The following is an 18,342-nucleotide window of genomic DNA, read 5'->3' on the forward strand; positions in this document are numbered from 1 at the left end:
GGAACCGTTGTTATGCAATTACTTTCTTTGAACCACACGGTTAACTTTATGCGTCTGCGGGTCGCGACTATATTTTTGTCGACCCTGCTCATTATAGGTTCTGTTGTTTCCTTGGCGACTAACAGTTTAAATTGGGGGCTCGATTTTACGGGAGGAACCCTGATTGAAGTAGGTTACGAAGACTCTGCCGACTTAGCGCGGATTCGTGATGAACTCGCTGGCGCTGATTTTCCGGATGCTGTGGTGCAGAATTTTGGCAGTAGTCAGGATGTGTTGATTCGCATTTCTCCGCGAGAGGGCGTTAAAGCCGCCGCCATTGGCGATCAAGTCTTGAGTGCACTCAGGGCTGACGGTGAAACGGTTACCATGCGCCGCATTGAATTTGTTGGCCCTCAGGTGGGTGATGAGCTCACTGAACAGGGTGGTTTAGCCATGCTGGTAGCACTTATCTGTATTCTTGTATACGTTGCTATGCGATTTGAATGGCGCTTTGCTCTGGGGTCGGTGTCGGCTCTGGTACACGATGTGATCCTAACGTTGGGATTGTTTTCACTACTGCAGATTGAGTTTGATTTGACTGTACTGGCAGCGGTGTTAGCGGTCATTGGTTATTCACTGAATGACACCATTGTTGTGTGCGATCGCATACGTGAGAACTTCCGTAAAATACGCAAAGGCGAGCCGACAGAAATTGTTAATATTTCCTTGTCGCAAACCTTGAACAGAACCATCATTACTTCACTGACCACTATTTTGGTGTTGGTGGCACTTTTCTATAAGGGAGGGGCACTTATTCACGGCTTTGCTACAGCATTGTTGTTCGGTGTTATCGTCGGTACTTATTCTTCCATCTACATTGCAAGCTCCGTTGCATTGGCGTTGGGCATAAGTAAAGAAGATCTCATGCCTCCTCAAGTGGAAAAGGAAGGCGCAGATATGGATCCATTGCCTTAAATGGCCTGTTAAGGCACAAAAAAACCGCTCATGTGAGCGGTTTTTTTATTCTGAAGTTACGGCTATTTCAGGTGTTTAACCAAACCCTGAACAACTTTCGGGCTGCCTGCGACAATTTCGCCTTTGTAAAGTGGGTCGTTGTTGCCTTTAAAATCTGTAACCAGGCCACCAGCTTCTCTTACCATTAGCTCACCTGCGGCGATATCCCATGCTTTAATACCACGCTCCCAGTAACCGTCCATTCTGCCGGCGGCCACATAGGCTAAGTCTAATGCGGCACTGCCACCGCGACGGATGTCACCACATTCGTGAAAAATCTTGTTCAGGCTAAGTGCGTATTCACCGAACTGACCTTTGTCTTTAAAAGGCAACGCCGTGGCCAATACCGTTTCGGTGAGATCTCGAGGCTTAGTTGTGCGGATGCGGTAACCATTCAATTGCGCACCCTGACCGCGGCTGGCAGTGAAAATCTCACTGCGAATAGGATCAAAGATAACTGCCTGGTCAAGACGGCCTTTGTGTAACAAAGCAATAGAAACGGCGAAATGAGGTATGCCTTTTACAAAATTGGTGGTGCCATCTAATGGGTCAATAATCCACTGAAACTCCGTATTCGTACCATGGGTTTCACCGCTTTCTTCGCCTAAAAAACTGTGCTCGGGGAAAGACTGCTGAATTTTGTTAATAATCGCCTGCTCAGCTTCTTTGTCTATCTGAGTGACATAATCATTGGCACCTTTTATTTCTTTTGTCAGGTCTGCTCGATTTTCAAAACCGCGCACAATAATTTGTCCGGCAACACGCGCAGCGCGCACCGCAATATTCAGCATAGGATGCATAGATAAACCACCAATTGTAAAAGATCAAAAATAAAACGTTGTGCAAATATTGTCCACGAACGTCTAAAGCGCGCGAAGTTTAACAGAGCAATAAAAATATGCAACGACAATTCTAAATTCAACCCCGTGTGGCGACAAATAGCCTTCCAAAGCGCTGTTGTGCTATTATCCGCCACCCGTAAAACAGGTAACACGCGTCATGTTAGAAAATATCAGAATCGTCTTGGTCAATACGTCTCATACCGGCAACATTGGTTCTACTGCCAGGGCCATGAAAACGATGGGGTTAAGCAATTTGTATCTGGTCGACCCAGTCAAAGCGCCAGATGGGCATGCAAGTGCATTGGCGGCGGGGGCTGGCGATGTATTAGGCAATGCTAAAACGGTAGCAACACTGCAAGATGCGGTCTCTGATTGTGGGTTAGTAGTTGGTACCTCGGCCCGTTCCAGAACACACTCCTGGCCAATGCTTGAACCGCGAACATGTGGCAGAAAGCTCATTGCCGAAGTACCCAATTATCCTGTAGCTCTGGTATTCGGACGGGAGAACAACGGGTTGACGAATGAAGAGTTGCAACAATGTCACTTTCACGTGTGTATTCCTGCAAACCCAGAGTACAGTTCACTAAACCTCGCCGCCGCGGTACAAACCCTTTGCTACGAAGTAAGAATGGCCTGGCTGGAACGGGACGCCCGTGAATCGATTGAACAGGCCTACCCTCTTAACGAAGATTTAGAAAGGTTTTACACCCACTTAGCCCGCACTCTGACAAGTACACAATTTATAGTAAAGAATCATCCCGGAATGGTAATGACCAAATTGCGGCGGTTGTTCAATCGCGCACGCCCGGAGTCCCAAGAGTTGAATATACTCCGGGGGATGCTTTCTTCTATCGATAAAGCGGTGAAAAAGGACTAATAAAAACGGTTTGTTTGAGCGTTAGTCCCGAAATCAGTGGGCATACTAAAGCAACCCTGAACGTCAATGTGTGAATGCGGCATACCGCTCATCAATCGAACAAAAAAAACGATATGACCGATTGATAATACTTGAGCAGAATACAAGGTTAAATACTTGACCAATTTAGTAGGGAATGGGAAAATTCGCTACCTTAGAGTTGGGAGATAAAAAATGAAACTTACGTCCAAAGGTCGCTATGCAGTGACAGCCATGCTTGATGTGGCCCTCCATTCTACAAAAGGACCTGTGCCACTAGCCGACATCTCCGAGCGACAGGAAATATCACTGTCATATCTCGAACAACTTTTCTCCCGCTTGAGAAAGGAAAAGTTGGTTAGCAGTGTGCGTGGCCCTGGTGGCGGCTATTTACTAGGCAGAAGTGCTCTCACTATTGCAGTGGGCGACGTTATCAGGGCGGTGGATGAATCGGTTGATGCAACGCGGTGCCAGGGGCAAGCCGATTGTCAGGGGGGAGAAAAATGTCTGACTCATAACCTGTGGCAGGATTTAAGTGACCGCATCAGCGTGTTTCTCGACTCCATCACTTTGGGTGAACTGATGTCAAAACGCGATGTGAAAGACGTTGCTAAGCGACAAGACAAACAGGTTTCACTGAAGAAGGCCGTTGAAGACATTGAGGTGAGTGTACAGATTTCATGACCAAATTGAATGCAAAATCAGTCTATCTCGACTATGCAGCGACTACACCTGTAGATCCAAGGGTCGCGGAGAAAATGATGGCTTGCCTCACCATGGATGGCAATTTTGGCAATCCCGCATCAAGAACCTACAGGCAGGGTTGGATGGCCGAAGAGGCGGTGGATGTTGCGCGAAATCAGATTGCAGAAGCATTAAATTGCGACCCGCGCGAAGTGGTGTTCACCTCTGGAGCAACGGAATCGAACAACCTTGCCATCAAAGGAGCCGTGGAGGCCAATGCACAACGCGGTAAACACATTATAACCGTCAATACCGAGCACAAAGCGGTATTGGATACCTGTGCAGCGTTAGCTTCGCAAGGAGCAGACGTAACCGTATTACCCGTAGATAGCGAAGGATTGATTTCCGTGCAACAAGTGGCTGAAGCCCTGAGAGATGACACGATATTAGTTAGTGTGATGCACGGGAATAACGAGATAGGTGTGCTTCAGAATATTGTGGGCATTGGAGAGCTATGTCGTCAGAAGGGAGTTTTGTTTCACGTCGATGCGGCTCAGACCGCAGGTAAACTACCCATAGATTTAGCGTGCCTGGATATCGATTTGTTGTCCATGTCAGCACACAAATTTTATGGCCCTAAAGGGGTTGGCGCGTTGTATGTAAGACGCCGGCCTAAGGTTCATATTGCGGCACAAATTCACGGCGGTGGGCACGAGCGGGGGTTGCGTTCGGGCACTTTGCCAACTCATCAAATTGTGGGTATGGGCGAAGCTATCTATTTGGCAACCAAGAGTATGGCAGACGAGACTCAGAGAATACTGACCTTGCGTGATGCGTTATGGGCCGGAATTAAACCCTTGGGTGATGTTAGGCTCAACGGCCACGCCGAACTGAGGCTACCCGGTAATTTGAATGTGAGTTTTGGTGGAATAGATGGCGAAAGCTTAATGATGGCACTCAATGACATTGCGGTATCATCGGGTTCGGCGTGTACTTCTGCCAGTCTGGAGCCTTCATATGTATTGGCTGCGCTGGGTCTGGATGCAGAGATGGCTCACGCCGGAATCAGGTTCTCAATTGGCCGCTTTACCACACAAAACGACATTGAATATGTGGTGGAAAAACTAAATCAGGTAGTCACCCGTTTAAGGCAGACCAGGTAAAACCACCGGATTTTAGTGGTACGGCTGGCAAAGATTGCACATGACAAGGCTTTAGTGCATGATTCGCCCGCCTTTGGCAACCGCTGTCAGCAGGCGGTTGTGGAATATGTCCGCTGCGAGGTGGGTGCAATACTTGAGTGAAACACTCGGGTATTATATAATTTTCAGATATAGCGATGGGTCGACTGCGCGTTGAAGACGTGAAGTAACATCAGGCAAGACCGACATGGCCAGGTAATAACAGACCCCGCTTTTTCAGGCAAAACAGGTGAGATCCAATAATGAGTGAACAGATCGATCAGGCACTGGCGCGTAAGTACGATGCTGGTTTCTACTCTGAAATCGAATCAGAAACATTCGAAAGTGGGCTGGACGAATCCGTCATACGTCGCATTTCAGAAATGAAAGGCGAGCCGGAATGGATGTTGGAATGGCGCTTAAAAGCCTATCATGCTTGGCTTAAAATGGAAGAGCCGGAGTGGGCTCACGTGACGTATCCCAAAGTCGACTTCCAGGCTATTTCTTACTACTCTGCACCGAAAAGTATGCAGGATAAGCCAAAGTCTCTCGATGAGGTTGACCCTGAACTTCTGCGCACCTATGAAAAGCTGGGTATCCCTTTGCACGAACAGGAAATGCTCGCAGGGGTAGCGGTGGACGCGGTATTCGATTCGGTTTCTGTAGTAACAACCTACAGAGAGAAACTCGAAGAAGCCGGTGTTATTTTTTGCCCCATTTCCGAAGCGGTGCACAAGCATCCTGAACTGGTGAAAAAGTACATTGGTTCTGTGGTACCAAGAACGGACAATTTTTATGCGGCGCTAAACAGCGCAGTGTTTACCGATGGGTCATTCGTATATATTCCTAAAGGTGTGCGATGTCCTATGGAATTGTCAACTTACTTCAGAATTAACGAACAGAATACGGGACAGTTCGAAAGAACCTTAATCGTAGCTGAAGAGGGAAGCTATGTGAGTTATCTGGAAGGTTGTACTGCACCTCAGCGCGATGAAAATCAGCTGCACGCTGCTGTGGTAGAACTTGTGGCCCTGGACGATGCGCAAATTAAATACTCGACGGTGCAAAACTGGTATCCAGGTGACGAAGAAGGCAAAGGCGGTATTTATAACTTCGTTACTAAACGCGGCATTTGTCACACTAATGCAAAAATTTCGTGGACGCAGGTAGAAACGGGGTCTGCCGTTACTTGGAAATATCCGTCGTGTGTGTTGAAAGGCGACAACAGCGTTGGTGAATTTTATTCTGTCGCGCTCACCCGCGGTCGTCAACAGGCCGACACCGGTACAAAGATGATCCATTTGGGTAAAAACACCCGTTCTACCATTATTTCAAAGGGGATTTCCGCGGGCAAAAGCAACAATGCCTATCGCGGTCTGGTCCAGATGGGCCCCCGTGCCGATGGTGCTCGTAATTTTACTGAATGTGATTCCCTGCTGATCGGCGATCAGTGTGGGGCACATACATTTCCGTATATCGAAAGCAGAAACCCAACCGCCATTGTTGAACACGAAGCGACGACGTCAAAAGTCAGTGATGAGCAGTTATTTTTATGCCAGCAACGCGGTCTGGACACGGAAAAAGCCGTCTCTATGATCGTCAACGGTTTCTGTAAAGAAGTTTTTAAAGAGCTGCCCATGGAATTCGCTGTGGAAGCTGGCAAGTTGCTCGAAATCAGTCTCGAAGGTTCAGTGGGGTAAGCCATGCTTAAAATTTCTAATTTGCACGCCAACGTAGAAGATAAGGCCATTATTAAAGGTCTTAATTTGGCAGTTAATCCAGGTGAAGTTCACGCCATTATGGGCCCTAACGGTGCGGGTAAATCCACATTGGGCTATGTGTTGTCTGGTCGCGATGGCTATGAGGTATCGGGCGGTGAGGTGACCATGAACGGCAAAGATTTGCTTGATATGGATGTGGAAGTGCGCGCTCGGGAAGGGCTGTTTCTGGCGTTTCAGTATCCGGTTGAAATTCCTGGTGTCAGCAACATGGAATTTATGAAAGAGTCGGTGAATGCTATTCGCGAAGAACGGGGAGAATCCCCATTAACGGCGGCCGAATTTCTGAAAAAAGCGAAAGAAGCCTGTAAACAGGTACAATTGCCGTTGGATTTTTTAAAGCGTGGTGTCAACGAAGGCTTCTCCGGTGGCGAGAAAAAGCGAAACGAAATTATGCAGATGATTTTACTTGAGCCGTCGCTTTGCATCCTTGATGAATCTGACTCTGGCCTCGATGTCGATGCTCTTCAAGTGGTTGCCGATGGCGTTAACAGCCAGCGCGACGGTAAACGCAGTTTTATTGTAGTGACGCACTACCAGCGACTACTTGACTACATCAAACCTGATTTCGTTCACATTCTGGCAGATGGTAAAATCGTCAAAAGTGGCGATGCTTCATTAGCCCTTGAAGTAGAGAAAAGCGGCTACGCTTTTTTGGGTAAACAATATGAGGAGGCAGAAGCATGAGCCAATGGCTAGAACAAGTCATTGACAACGCTCAGAATGTTTCTGACTTTTTGTCTCCGGCTCGCGACGCGGCTCTGAGCGAGTTAAAATTGCAGGGCTGGCCTGGCCGTCGCACCGAAAGCTGGCGCTTTACGCCATTGAGCAGTGTCGAAAAGCGCGTCGTAGTGGAAAACAAAGACGTCACTACCGCCAGTGCACCTGTTATCGAAAACCTCGAGGTCATTGACATTGTTTTTTCTAACGGGCAGTTAATTACCGATACAGCATCTTTGGCTTTACCCAAAGGCGTATCGATTTGCCAGTTTAAAGATGCCGATGCTGATCAACAGGCTGCTATATCTTCTTTATACGGGAAAGTTAAACCGCAGAAACACACCTTCGGCCTGGTTAACGATGCATTGGCTGAAAACGGCGTTTTCATTGATGTTGCTGCCGGCGCAAGCATTGAACCTGTCATGCGCATCTCCAATCTCTCCAGTCAGCCATGCGATGCCCATACACGCCTCATTGTTCGTCTGGGTGACGGCGCGCGAGCAACGGTTATGGAATTCGGTGAAGGTAGTTGCGAAAGTCTGACCACGGCATTTGCAGAGTACAGTATTGGTTATAAAGCCCATCTTGAGCATTACCGTTTTGCTATGTTTACCGGTAAGGCGAAGCAAGTCGGTGGCAGTCACTTCAAACTGAGCGAACTGGCTAGCTTAAACAGTACTCTTGTGGGGTATGGCAGTGAATTGTCGCGTTTGGATGTGGATATCTGGCATGCTGGCGAGTTTGCCAATGCGAAAATGAACGCCATTTACCTGTTGGCTGAGAATGAGTTATTTGATCTCCATTCGTGTATCGAGCACGCAGTGCCTAATGGCACCACCGAGGAAAATGCCCGCGGCATTATTGGTGATGGTGCAAAGGCGGTATTCAATGGTCGGATCCACATTCATCGCGATGCGCAGAAAACACTGGCAGAACTAAACAACCGCAACTTGTTGTTGTCTCGCCGTGGCATCATAAATACCAAGCCTGAACTCGAGATTTATGCCGATGACGTCAAATGCGCGCACGGTGCTACGGTTGCAGAAATTGATGATACAGCATTGTACTATTTACTTACTCGTGGCATATCACGAAGCAGAGCCTTAGTTATGTTGAATTTTGGTTTTGTACAAGAACTGGTGGCACAAATTCCCAAGACCGCGATTGCCGATTGGCTGTTGCCAAAACTGAGTAAGCGTTTTGCCGAGATGGAGGTAAAATGAGCCTCGACGTTAAGGCAATTCGGGCGCAGTTTCCAATACTGCAGAGAAAACTCGATGGCAAACCATTGGTTTATCTTGATAACGCGGCAACAACCCAGAAACCACAGGCAGTGCTTGATGCGATAATGTCTTTTTATACAACCACCAACGCCAATGTCCATCGCGGCGCTCACGCCTTGTCGGATGAGGCTACACGATTGTATGAAAATGCGAGGAATGATGTTGCCACATTTATCAACGCCAACCGGCGCGAAGAAGTCATTTGGACAGCGGGTACCACAGAAGCTATCAATCTGGTTGCCAAAGGTCTGGCTCAACAGTTAAAGGCCGGCGATGAAGTGGTGGTTACCGAAATGGAGCATCACGCAAATCTGGTTACCTGGCAGCAGGCTTGTAAGGTTTCAGGCGCGACCTTGTGCGTTGCCCCCATCAATAACCGCGGCGAATTAGATTTAGACGCTTACTGTGGTTTACTTAACGAGAAAACAAAACTGGTAGCCTTTCCCCATGTGTCTAACGCGTTGGGAACGGTAAACCCGGTTAAAGTTATGACGGCCAGAGCTAAAGCGGTGGGTGCATGGGTATCAGTTGACGGCGCGCAAGGTATTGCTCATGGTGGTGTGGATGTGCAGGATATTGGCTGTGACTTCTATGCATTCTCTGGTCACAAATTGTTCGGCCCTACTGGAACAGGTGTATTGTGGGGCAGAGCGGATGTGTTGGAAACCTGGCCTGTCTGGTTGACCGGCGGTGAAATGATTGCCGACGTCACCTACCAGGATGCCACATGGGGGAGCCTGCCAAACAGACTGGAAGCCGGGACGCCAAACATTGCTGGGGTGATTGGTTTAGGCGCAGCAGTGAATTGGTTTTCTGCATTGGATTTAGACGCCGTTCAGGCTCACGAAAAGCGCTTACTGGCGCGGGCACACGAACACGCGGAGTCCTTATCCGATATGCGCATTATAGGTACGGCAACTGATAAAGTGGGTGTGATGAGTTTCATGCTTGGTCACGCGCATCCTGCCGATGTGGGCTTTATTCTCGATCGCCAGGGTGTGGCAATTCGCACTGGCGACAATTGTGCCCAACCGCTAATGAAGAAGCTCGGCATACCGGGCACCGCTCGTGCGTCCTTTTCTTTGTACAATACCCTTGAGGAAGTGGATATCTTGTTTGATGCACTTCGCAAGGCGCAAATGATGCTAGCTTAAGCTGGAGGCAATAATGTCTGTAGAAACCTTTGTTCCGTCTCAAACTGTGGTGTCGTTGACTGACAGCGCAGTGGCGCATTTTGAGAAAAAAATCAGTGGCAAACCCGGAAGTGTCATTCGCTTGTCTACCAAAGTCAGTGGCTGCACTGGCTATGCGTATGTTCTTGATCTGGCTGACGCCCCATTGCCCGATGATGAGCTGGTTAAGGCCAGCGATACGCTAACCGTGGCTGTGGCAAAAGAGGCAGTACAGTTTGTGAGAAACACCGAAATTGATTATGTGCGCGAAGGAATCAATGGTGTAATTAAATACAACAATCCTAATGTCGTGGACGAATGTGGCTGCGGCGAAAGTTTTAATATCGGTTAATACGTTTTGGCAATAGCACAGAAAATGGTAGTCACCGAGCGTGACTGTAAAGCACGGCTCGTTCCCGCAGGCCAGATAACCACGATACCCGGTGGCGAATTCGTCAGCATTACCCAGGAGTTGGGAGGCAACTACACCATTACCTGGCGGGGAAATATGTATCGCATTGATGGTACTGACGCCGATGCCATTGGGAGAAAGGCAATGGTGCTGGATTTTCCTGCCAGTGACGACGGTCTGATAAATGAAAAACAGGTATGGGATGCACTGGAAACCATCTATGATCCTGAAATCCCCATAAATTTGGTATCTTTGGGGCTGATTTACAAAGTTAACGTCGATCAGGACAGTAAACAAGTGGCAGTGGAAATGACTTTGACGGCTCCCGGATGCGGTATGGGCCCTGTACTGGTTGGCGATGTTGAGTATCGCATTGGTATGGTACCTCACGTAAAAACAGTTAAGGTAGATTTGGTTTTCGATCCGCCGTGGTCACGAGACATGATGAGTGAAGAAGCCCAGCTGGAAGCGGGTTTATTTTTTTAATAATAGGTTGTAAGCATGACAATGACATTGCCTGACAGTCAGGAAATCATCGATGACTTGGCATTTTTTGATGATTGGGAACAACGTTATCAATATATCATTGATTTGGGAAAATCCATCCCGGGATTAAGCGACGAAGCCAAAACACCCGACAAACTTGTCAAAGGTTGTCAGAGCAGTGTGTGGCTCGACTCACGTATTGAAAATGGTTTGGTAAAGTTTGATGTCGACAGTGATGCAGTAATCGTTCAGGGGCTACTTGCCTTGGTAATGGCGGCCTTTAATAATAAAACACCTCGGCAAATTCTTGATTTCGATATTGACTGGTACTTTGCTGAGCTCGATTTAGAGCGTCACATTTCACCCACCAGAGGAAATGGTTTACGCGCAATTGTCTCGAAAATCAAAGCGCTGGCAAAACAATCCATTAATTAATAATGTTGTCATTCAAGATTCATCAAGCCGCTGATATGATGCAACTCATGATGCGCGGATATTGAAACGTGATTATCTCTGGTCAAGTGCGGTGGAATTGCCTATAATTCGCGGCCAAAATTTTAATGATTTATTGGAGACAGAAGAATGGCTCTCGAGCGTACATTTTCTATAATCAAGCCTGATGCAGTTGCTAAAAACGTCATCGGTGCAATTTACAACCGTTTTGAAACTGCAGGTTTGCGTATTGTTGCGTCTAAAATGGTGCATATGAGCAAAGAACAAGCTGAAGGTTTCTACGCTGAACACAAAGCGCGTCCGTTCTTTGGTGCCTTGGTAGACTTCATGACTTCTGGTCCTGTAATGGTTCAGGTTCTCGAAGGCGAAAATGCCGTAGTAAAAAACCGCGAAATCATGGGTGCAACTAATCCAGCAGATGCAGCTGCAGGTACGCTGCGTTCTGATTATGCTGAATCTATTGATGAAAATGCGGTTCACGGTTCTGATGCTCCGGAATCGGCAGCCCGAGAAATTGCATACTTCTTCTCTGACGAAGAAATTTGTCCGCGCACGCGATAATTTGTGTCTGCGTAGAAAAAAGAGAGCGTAGGCTCTCTTTTTTTATGCCTGATGATTAATGATCGGTTACCGACACTACTATTATACTTTTTTGTGTGCAGAATGGCTTTACGGTAAGAATGAAAAACCGGACTAGCATTGTAGTACTGACTCACAAAACACTGCACACAGCAGTGCGAAAACACGCAGTTTTGAGCCAATTAGTTAGCTTTGTCAGGGATACGCAGTTCGTAAAGTCTATAGTCACTGGTTCTGTAAGGCTCGACCTTGTAAAGGGGCTGCAGGTAGGCCACAAGATCGATCAATTCTGCTACGGTTAATTCGTCGTTGACGATGCGCATCAACGATTCGCCATCTTTACTTGTTAAGCTTAATGGCTGGCGGGGCGTAAGCTTGTGTGAGGGGTTTATGATGCTGGTCACTAATTCGCCGTAAGTTTTAACGCGAACACCGCTTCCTCCCAGCACAATGGGTTTAGCAAGAATATAATTGGTATCATCTTCTGCACTTTGCCCGGCAATGCGGTGGCAATCATGACAACGGTACTTTTCAAACACTTTCCTACCGTTTTCCATGTCACCCTCAGGCAAACTAAAACCCCGGGGAGATTGCGCACCTTGTTCGCAAGCGACCAACAGCAGTGTACTTAGCAAAATTAAAGTGAATTTCATCTTTTGTACTCCGTTAAACAGACATTAGCTACCTTATACATATCTTCAGTATGGCTTAGTATCATCCTGCTGCTTTGATTTAGCGCAAGGAATGATTCACAGCTCTGGAAGGAAAGATGACTGGCATGTTAATGAAATCGTATTCATAGTGTAAATTTATTGATATCTATTAACCTAGGTTTCCACTACGAGTGAATATGCACTTTCACGTTTATATTTTTTTGAATACTTAGGCTCTAAATATGAAATTGATATTAGCTATTGCGCTGTCGGTATTTTCCACCCTCACGTATTCCGCAGAGTTTTTAACGTTTTTTTTCGCCGGACAATCAAACATGGACGGCTACGGTTACACCCGAGATCTTCCCGATGGCTTAAACCAACAACAAAATGTTTGGATATTTCACGGCAATGGCGCATTCGACAATCAGCCTGGTGCTGGCATTGGTATATGGGAGAAGGTTCAACCCGGCCACGGTGCTGGGTTCAGCTACGATGGTAAACAAAATATCCTTTCTGATAGATTTGGTCCTGAACTGAGCTTTTCTCATGCTATTACCCGTGCCTATCCAAACAAAAAAATTGCCATTATCAAGTACGCGGTAGGGGGAACGGGCATAGCCCTAAATACAGGTTATAGTAACTGGCATCCAGCTTTTTACGAGGGAGAAGGGAGGAATCAGTATGATTTTGCTTTACGGGCCATTAAGAATGCTTTTGCAGCGCGGGATGTTGATGGTGATGGCGAAGAAGATGTGCTAACCCCCGCCGGAATTATTTGGATGCAAGGGGAGGCCGACGCCCACACTAGCCCAGAGTCTGCTAATGCCTATCTCGACAATTTGACAAACTTAATGGCCTTATTCAGGGCAGCACTTCGGGCCGATGATATCCCTGTTGTGATTGGCAGAATAACTGATTCCGGTTTGGGGGAAGAAGACATTATGCCGTTTATTAGTCGCGTTCACCTGGCCCAACAACTTTTTGTAGAACGCGATGTTTGCGCTGCATACATGACCGATACAAATAATTATAAGTATCTTGCATCAGATCCCTGGCACTACACCAGTCAAGGGTTTATTAGCATGGGAAATGATTTTTTCAATGCTTTTGATCAGTTGGCGAAAAACTGCGGCTCCGTTTTTCATCAATGAGTTGTTTATTTTTTTGAAACACGCTGGCGATTATCACTGGCGCACAAAACCATTAGTTTCAATACAGGGTAAAGCAACTCGCTTACACGACAGGTGTAAGTGAGGTTGCTTTCCAATACTCCTCTCAAAATCCCTGTTCGCACCTTTGTTTTTCTATTTAAATCTAGCCAGTGCTTTTTTGCTGTTTACACCGCACATCATTAACGGGGTTTTGCTATAACTCGTTGATATGGGGGTACTTGATTTATTTCTGGTTGTTTCTTTCGTTATCGTTATGAGTGATTAATGTTAACTCTGTGTTGCATTAATTTTATTGAATACGTATGTAGCCAATTGTGCAATATCTAAGTCCTCTATAGCATTAGCTCCGAGATGTTTTGTCATTGAATTGTTAGAAGAACAACAAAAAGACAACAAAAATAACCGTATGGGACACCGTTTTATGAAACAATTTAAACCCAACCTAATAAAAGCTGCGCTCATTTCAGGTGGCATGGCTTTTGGCAGTTCACCCGTATTTGCGCAAGACGCGAACACAGATGCGCCTGAAGATGCTGAACTTGAAGTTATTCAGGTCAGTGGTATTCGTGGAAGCCTGCAACGCGCGCAGGCGATTAAAATGAATAACACGTCAATTGTTGAGGCACTATCTGCAGAAGATATCGGAAAACTACCAGACACATCTGTTGCAGAGTCACTGGCTCGCTTGCCAGGTCTTGCTGGTGAACGCCGCAATGGTCGCACAAGTGGCTTGTCCGTCCGCGGATTCAACGAAAATTACGTGGGTACAACGCTCAATGGACGTGAATTGCTAGGCATGGGCGACAACCGTGGGGTTGAGTTTGATCTTTACCCCACTGAAATTGTTTCCAATATTCTTGTTTACAAAACGCCTGAAGCCGGTCTTATGACCCAAGGTATTGGTGGTACCATCGATATTCAGACGGTGAGCCCGTTAACGGCGAAAAAGACCATGGCGATTAACGCCAATTACGAAGTTAACCAGGAAGAGTCCGGTAATCCGGATTTTGATAACAAAGGGCACCGGGTGTCGTTTAACTTTGTTGATCAATTTGCCAACGACACCATCGGCGTAGCGCTTGCTATTGCCGACATGGAGTCGCCACGGCAGGAACAACACTTCCGCGGTTGGGGCTATGCAGATGCGGATGGCAGTAAAGCAGCAGATGGCGTAGAAGTACCTGAAGGTACCGTTATTCTAGGCGGGCATGATTCGTTTACCCGTTCGGCAATGTTGGAGCGTACGTCTATTGCCGGGGTTATTGAGTATGCACCTAATGAAGACCTGAAAATTCAGCTGGACGCCCTCTACATCGACTTTGAAGAAAATGACGTAAGGCGCGGTGTAGAGGAAGGCGGTGCTGCATGGGGCACGCAGGATTACACCATAACAGGCGTAGACAATGGGCTGGTGACGTCAGGTTACTACGACGGCTACCTGTCCGTCATTCGAAATGACTCCAGACAGCAAAAAGCTGAATTAACCACTTTTGGTCTTAATGCAGAATACATTGTCAATGAAGACTGGACGGCAACACTGGATGTTTCCAGCGGTAAAGTGGATAAAACCATCACAGATATTGAAAGTTATTCGGGTGTTGGTCGTGCCGGTGTGGATGGGCGCCCGCTTACCCCGCGCGCTTGGACGATGACATCAACGGGTGTGGTTTATAGCGATCACCCTACACTGGACAGTGTTGATCTTGCTGATCCAACGTTAGTGCGTCTCGCCGGTCCACAAGCCTGGGGTGGCTCACTAGGACCTGTGGAACGTTTTCAAGGAGTAGAAGGCTTTGGCCCTAATACTGCGCAAGATGGTTTTGTGAACGAACCCGTATTTGATGAGACCTTAGACGCAATAAGACTTGATGTAAAAGGGTATGTAGACTGGGGCATTTTTACTAAGCTTACTGCGGGCGTCAATTATCAGGAACGGGAAAAACAAAAAGATAACAATGGTGCTTACCTCACGTCACCCGTATGGCCCGACGCTGACCCTATTCCCAATCCGCTAGGAACTGCAGATTTAAGCTTTATCGGTATTGAAGGCGTAGTTGCCTACGATGGTTTGGCGCTCTACAGAGACGGCTATTATATCGAAACCGAAGCGGAATTATTTGAAAATGGTCGGTTAGGCGACTCTTACACCATTAAAGAAGAAATATTAACCACTTACGCTAAGCTTGACATTGATACCGAAATTGGTGACGTGCTGGTGTTTGGTAACTTGGGCTTACAAGTGATCAGTGTGGACCAAACTGGTGATGGCTTTAACACCACAACCGGCCCTACAGGCTTCACTTCTATAACTCCTATAAGTGATGGAGATGCTTACACTGACGTTTTGCCCACGCTAAACTTAAGCTTTGAAGTTGCTGAAAACCAATTCATACGTACGGCGTTAGGCAAAGTACTAAGTCGCCCTCGCATGGATGACATGAGGCCTAACAACACAGTGAGCTTTACATTTAACGATCAACAAATCGTTTCCACTAACGTTGCTAATGGCCCTTGGTCAGCGAGTGCTGGTAATGCAAGGCTGAAGCCATTGGAAGCGAACCAGTTTGATATTGCATACGAGAACTATTTTGCGGATTCTGGTTACTTTGCCGTTAGTTTCTTCTATAAAGATTTAACGAACTGGCACATAGCAGGGCAAACCATTGGCGATTTCTCTGGTTCTTATATCGAAGGTTTCCACCAGACATCCGGCCAAACGGACATCAATGGTGATGGTGTTGCTGACGAGAATGATATCGTTCCACCGGGTACATTTAACGGTGTGGTAAGTTTCCGCGAAGATGGCTTGGAGGGGTTTGTTCGTGGTTGGGAATTGCAGGGCAGTTTGCCTTTGGACATTATCCACGATTCTCTGGAAGGATTTGGTGTGTTCGCAAGCGCTACTTTCCTGGACGGACAATTTGATAACGGTGATGCTGTGCCCGGTTTATCCGAAGAGTCATACTCTTTTACCGCTTTCTATGAAAGCAATGGTTTTGAAGTGCGGGTTTCGGGTACGAAGCGAGACCCTTTCAGTACAGAAACTCGGGCAATAAGTTTGTCACTGGCGCAAATTGACGACCGCGGTGGGGAGCAATGGGATGCGCAAATCGGTTATGATTTCAGCGAATCAGGCATCGAGTCACTGGAAGGCTTGCGCATTACCCTTCAAGGACAAAACCTAACCGACGAACCCACTGTTCAAGCAAACCCTGGTGATGGCCGTCAAATTACGCAATATCAACAATTTGGACGTAACTTCCTGCTGGGAGTTAACTACACTTTCTAATGGGAACCATGCCCTCTTGTCTAAAGAGGGCGTTTTACACTACACAAAATAACTGATTTAGAAGCTCCATTGGTCGATCTGATTGGAGCTTTTTCTTTTTATCACAGCAACGTGATAGCTTTGGAGTGAATTGACGCTACGCGTAGCGTGAAGGGTGTGATGGTAACGGTCAAATGACAAAAAACGTAATTAAAGATGTGGTTATTGTAGGTGGCGGAACGGCAGGATGGATTTCAGCTGCAGTAATACAGCGCCTGCTCGGCGCAACGGTTAGCGTCAACCTTATTGAGTCAGAGGACATTGGTACGGTGGGGGTCGGCGAAGCAACGATTCCACCTATCACGCTTCTTAATAACATGCTCGGTATTGATGAAAAGGCCTTCATACGAGAAACAAACGCGACCATGAAGCTCGCCATACGCTTTGAAAATTGGCGTGTTAATGGTGAGCAGTACTACCATACGTTTGGCGCGCCGGGCAAGAGCTTCGCATTTTGCCAGTTTCACCATTATTTTAAGCGCGCTCAACAGCTCGGCCTAGAAGACTCCCTTTGGGACTACGATTTAAACTACCTGGCTTGTGAAGCCGGTAAATTTGCTCACATTGCCTCACCGGATCCGATAATTGAAATGCCTTATGCGTACCACTTTGACGCGTCTCTTTACGCCCGTTTTCTGCGTAAAAAATGTGAACAAATGGGCGTAACACGCACGGAAGGTATCATCACCAGCGTGCAACAAAATGCAGACAGCGGTTATATTGATAGTGTCACCCTCAAAGATGGTAAAAAAATATCAGGGGATTTATTTGTCGATTGCTCGGGTTTCAGGGGTTTGTTAATTCAACAAACACTAAATACCGGCTACGAAGATTGGTCTCATTGGTTGCCCTGTGATCGGGCTGTTGCCATGCCTTCAGAACGCCACGAAAAAACCAGCCCCTTTACACGGTCAATTGCCCATACTGCAGGTTGGCAATGGCGTATTCCGTTACAGCACAGAAATGGCAATGGATTGGTTTATAGCAGTCATCATTACACTGACGACCAAGCCCTCGATATACTATCAAGCAACTTAGAGACGGCGCCCATAGGCGATCCTAAGTACATTCATTTCAGAACGGGCAGGAGACGGAAGCAATGGCACAAAAACGTGATTGCAGTAGGTTTATCCGGCGGGTTTTTAGAGCCACTGGAGTCTACCAGTATACACCTGATCCAATCTGCTGTGGTGCGTCTTGTGCACTTGTTCCCCCACGATGGAATAAAGCAAAAACAAATTGAGGAATACAATAAACAATCGCAAATGGAGTTTGAGCAAATCCGCGATTTCATTATTTTGCACTACCACGTGAATGAGCGTAACGACAGTCAATTCTGGAAGGACGTAAGAAATATGGAGGTGCCGGAAAGCCTTATGCACAAGATTGAGTTGTTTACGGCATCCGGCAATTTATTCAGAGCTCAAAATGATTTATTTCTTGAGAGTTCATGGCTACAAGTACTGATGGGGCAGGGTGTTAAGGCAGGTGACTATCATCCATTGGCTAACGGGATGTCAGAGAAAAAACTCTTCGAATTGATGGCCAGTATTAAAAAAATCAAAAACGAACCAGTGGGAAAGCTGGCCAGTCACGATGACTTTTTGCGTGAGTATTGCCGTTTACAGAGGCCCTGAATACGTATTCAGGGCGTTGGTCTTGGGCAGTTGAGCCAGTAAAATCGACGCAGGTTCCATATTTAACAATA

General features: G+C 46.9%; 17 protein-coding genes. 15 read left to right on the forward strand and 2 right to left on the reverse strand.

The genetic code is table 11. From position 1 onward, the window contains the following. Positions 1-12: 12 nt before the first annotated feature. Complete coding sequence (secF, locus tag KO518_RS08140; protein ID WP_216025318.1) at positions 13-954, forward strand: protein translocase subunit SecF; 942 nt, start codon at positions 13-15, stop codon at positions 952-954. A 62-nt stretch (positions 955-1,016) separates the two neighbouring features. Here secF and suhB read toward each other — a convergent pair whose 3' ends face one another. Next, entirely contained in the window at positions 1,017-1,793 is a 777-nt protein-coding gene (suhB, locus tag KO518_RS08145) for an inositol-1-monophosphatase (protein ID WP_216025319.1), read from the reverse strand. A gap of 199 nt (positions 1,794-1,992) precedes the next feature. Here suhB and trmJ point away from each other — a divergent pair, with 199 nt between their 5' ends. From trmJ to ndk, 11 genes are all read left to right on the forward strand, one after another. Then, positions 1,993-2,712, forward strand: a complete 720-nt coding sequence (trmJ, locus tag KO518_RS08150) for a tRNA (cytosine(32)/uridine(32)-2'-O)-methyltransferase TrmJ (RefSeq protein ID WP_216025320.1) — start codon at positions 1,993-1,995, stop codon at positions 2,710-2,712. A 213-nt stretch (positions 2,713-2,925) separates the two neighbouring features. Beyond that, entirely contained in the window at positions 2,926-3,414 is a 489-nt protein-coding gene (gene iscR, locus KO518_RS08155) for a Fe-S cluster assembly transcriptional regulator IscR (protein ID WP_216025321.1), read from the forward strand. Continuing rightward, the gene (locus KO518_RS08160; protein ID WP_216025322.1) at positions 3,411-4,577 is read left to right on the forward strand and encodes an IscS subfamily cysteine desulfurase; all 1,167 of its coding nucleotides are present in this window, start codon (positions 3,411-3,413) and stop codon (positions 4,575-4,577) included. Before iscR ends, KO518_RS08160 begins: the two co-directional genes overlap by 4 nt. A gap of 281 nt (positions 4,578-4,858) precedes the next feature. Next, positions 4,859-6,295, forward strand: a complete 1,437-nt coding sequence (gene sufB / locus KO518_RS08165) for a Fe-S cluster assembly protein SufB (RefSeq protein WP_216025323.1) — start codon at positions 4,859-4,861, stop codon at positions 6,293-6,295. Between the two features lie 3 nt (positions 6,296-6,298). Then, positions 6,299-7,060 (forward strand): Fe-S cluster assembly ATPase SufC, encoded by a 762-nt coding sequence (gene sufC, locus KO518_RS08170; protein ID WP_216025324.1) that lies wholly within the window; start codon positions 6,299-6,301, stop codon positions 7,058-7,060. Beyond that, positions 7,057-8,316 carry a SufD family Fe-S cluster assembly protein gene (locus KO518_RS08175; RefSeq protein WP_216025325.1) on the forward strand — a complete coding sequence of 420 codons (1,260 nt, stop codon included), beginning with the start codon at positions 7,057-7,059 and terminating at the stop codon, positions 8,314-8,316. Before sufC ends, KO518_RS08175 begins: the two co-directional genes overlap by 4 nt. Continuing rightward, entirely contained in the window at positions 8,313-9,530 is a 1,218-nt protein-coding gene (locus KO518_RS08180; protein WP_216025326.1) for an aminotransferase class V-fold PLP-dependent enzyme, read from the forward strand. The genes KO518_RS08175 and KO518_RS08180 overlap by 4 nt, the downstream gene beginning before the upstream one ends. Positions 9,531-9,543: 13 nt before the next feature. Next, positions 9,544-9,900 carry an iron-sulfur cluster assembly accessory protein gene (locus KO518_RS08185; RefSeq protein ID WP_216025327.1) on the forward strand — a complete coding sequence of 119 codons (357 nt, stop codon included), beginning with the start codon at positions 9,544-9,546 and terminating at the stop codon, positions 9,898-9,900. Positions 9,901-9,912: 12 nt separating this feature from the next. After that, positions 9,913-10,446, forward strand: a complete 534-nt coding sequence (sufT, locus tag KO518_RS08190; RefSeq protein ID WP_216025492.1) for a putative Fe-S cluster assembly protein SufT — start codon at positions 9,913-9,915, stop codon at positions 10,444-10,446. 21 nt (positions 10,447-10,467) lie between these two features. Continuing rightward, positions 10,468-10,881: a SufE family protein gene (locus KO518_RS08195; RefSeq protein ID WP_216025493.1), complete on the forward strand. Its 414-nt coding sequence runs from the start codon at positions 10,468-10,470 to the stop codon at positions 10,879-10,881. A 147-nt stretch (positions 10,882-11,028) separates the two neighbouring features. Further along, a complete protein-coding gene (gene ndk, locus KO518_RS08200) occupies positions 11,029-11,460 on the forward strand; it encodes a nucleoside-diphosphate kinase (protein ID WP_216025328.1) in 432 nt (143 codons plus the stop codon). A 200-nt stretch (positions 11,461-11,660) separates the two neighbouring features. On the opposite strand, the gene KO518_RS08205 is transcribed toward ndk, so the two are convergent. Next, positions 11,661-12,131: a c-type cytochrome gene (locus tag KO518_RS08205; RefSeq protein ID WP_216025329.1), complete on the reverse strand. Its 471-nt coding sequence runs from the start codon at positions 12,129-12,131 to the stop codon at positions 11,661-11,663. Between the two features lie 242 nt (positions 12,132-12,373). On the opposite strand from KO518_RS08205, the gene KO518_RS08210 reads away from it, so the two are divergent. The 3 genes from KO518_RS08210 (at position 12,374) to KO518_RS08220 (ending at position 18,271) form a co-directional block, all read left to right on the forward strand. Continuing rightward, on the forward strand, positions 12,374-13,285 hold the full coding sequence (locus KO518_RS08210; protein WP_216025330.1) for a sialate O-acetylesterase: 912 nt from the start codon (positions 12,374-12,376) through the stop codon (positions 13,283-13,285). A 442-nt stretch (positions 13,286-13,727) separates the two neighbouring features. Next, entirely contained in the window at positions 13,728-16,595 is a 2,868-nt protein-coding gene (locus KO518_RS08215; protein ID WP_216025331.1) for a TonB-dependent receptor, read from the forward strand. Positions 16,596-16,768: 173 nt separating this feature from the next. Beyond that, positions 16,769-18,271 carry a tryptophan halogenase family protein gene (locus KO518_RS08220; RefSeq protein ID WP_216025332.1) on the forward strand — a complete coding sequence of 501 codons (1,503 nt, stop codon included), beginning with the start codon at positions 16,769-16,771 and terminating at the stop codon, positions 18,269-18,271. Positions 18,272-18,342 lie beyond the last annotated feature (71 nt).

The organism is Aestuariibacter sp. A3R04 (assembly GCF_018860805.1).
Taxonomy (GTDB): domain Bacteria; phylum Pseudomonadota; class Gammaproteobacteria; order Enterobacterales; family Alteromonadaceae; genus Alteromonas.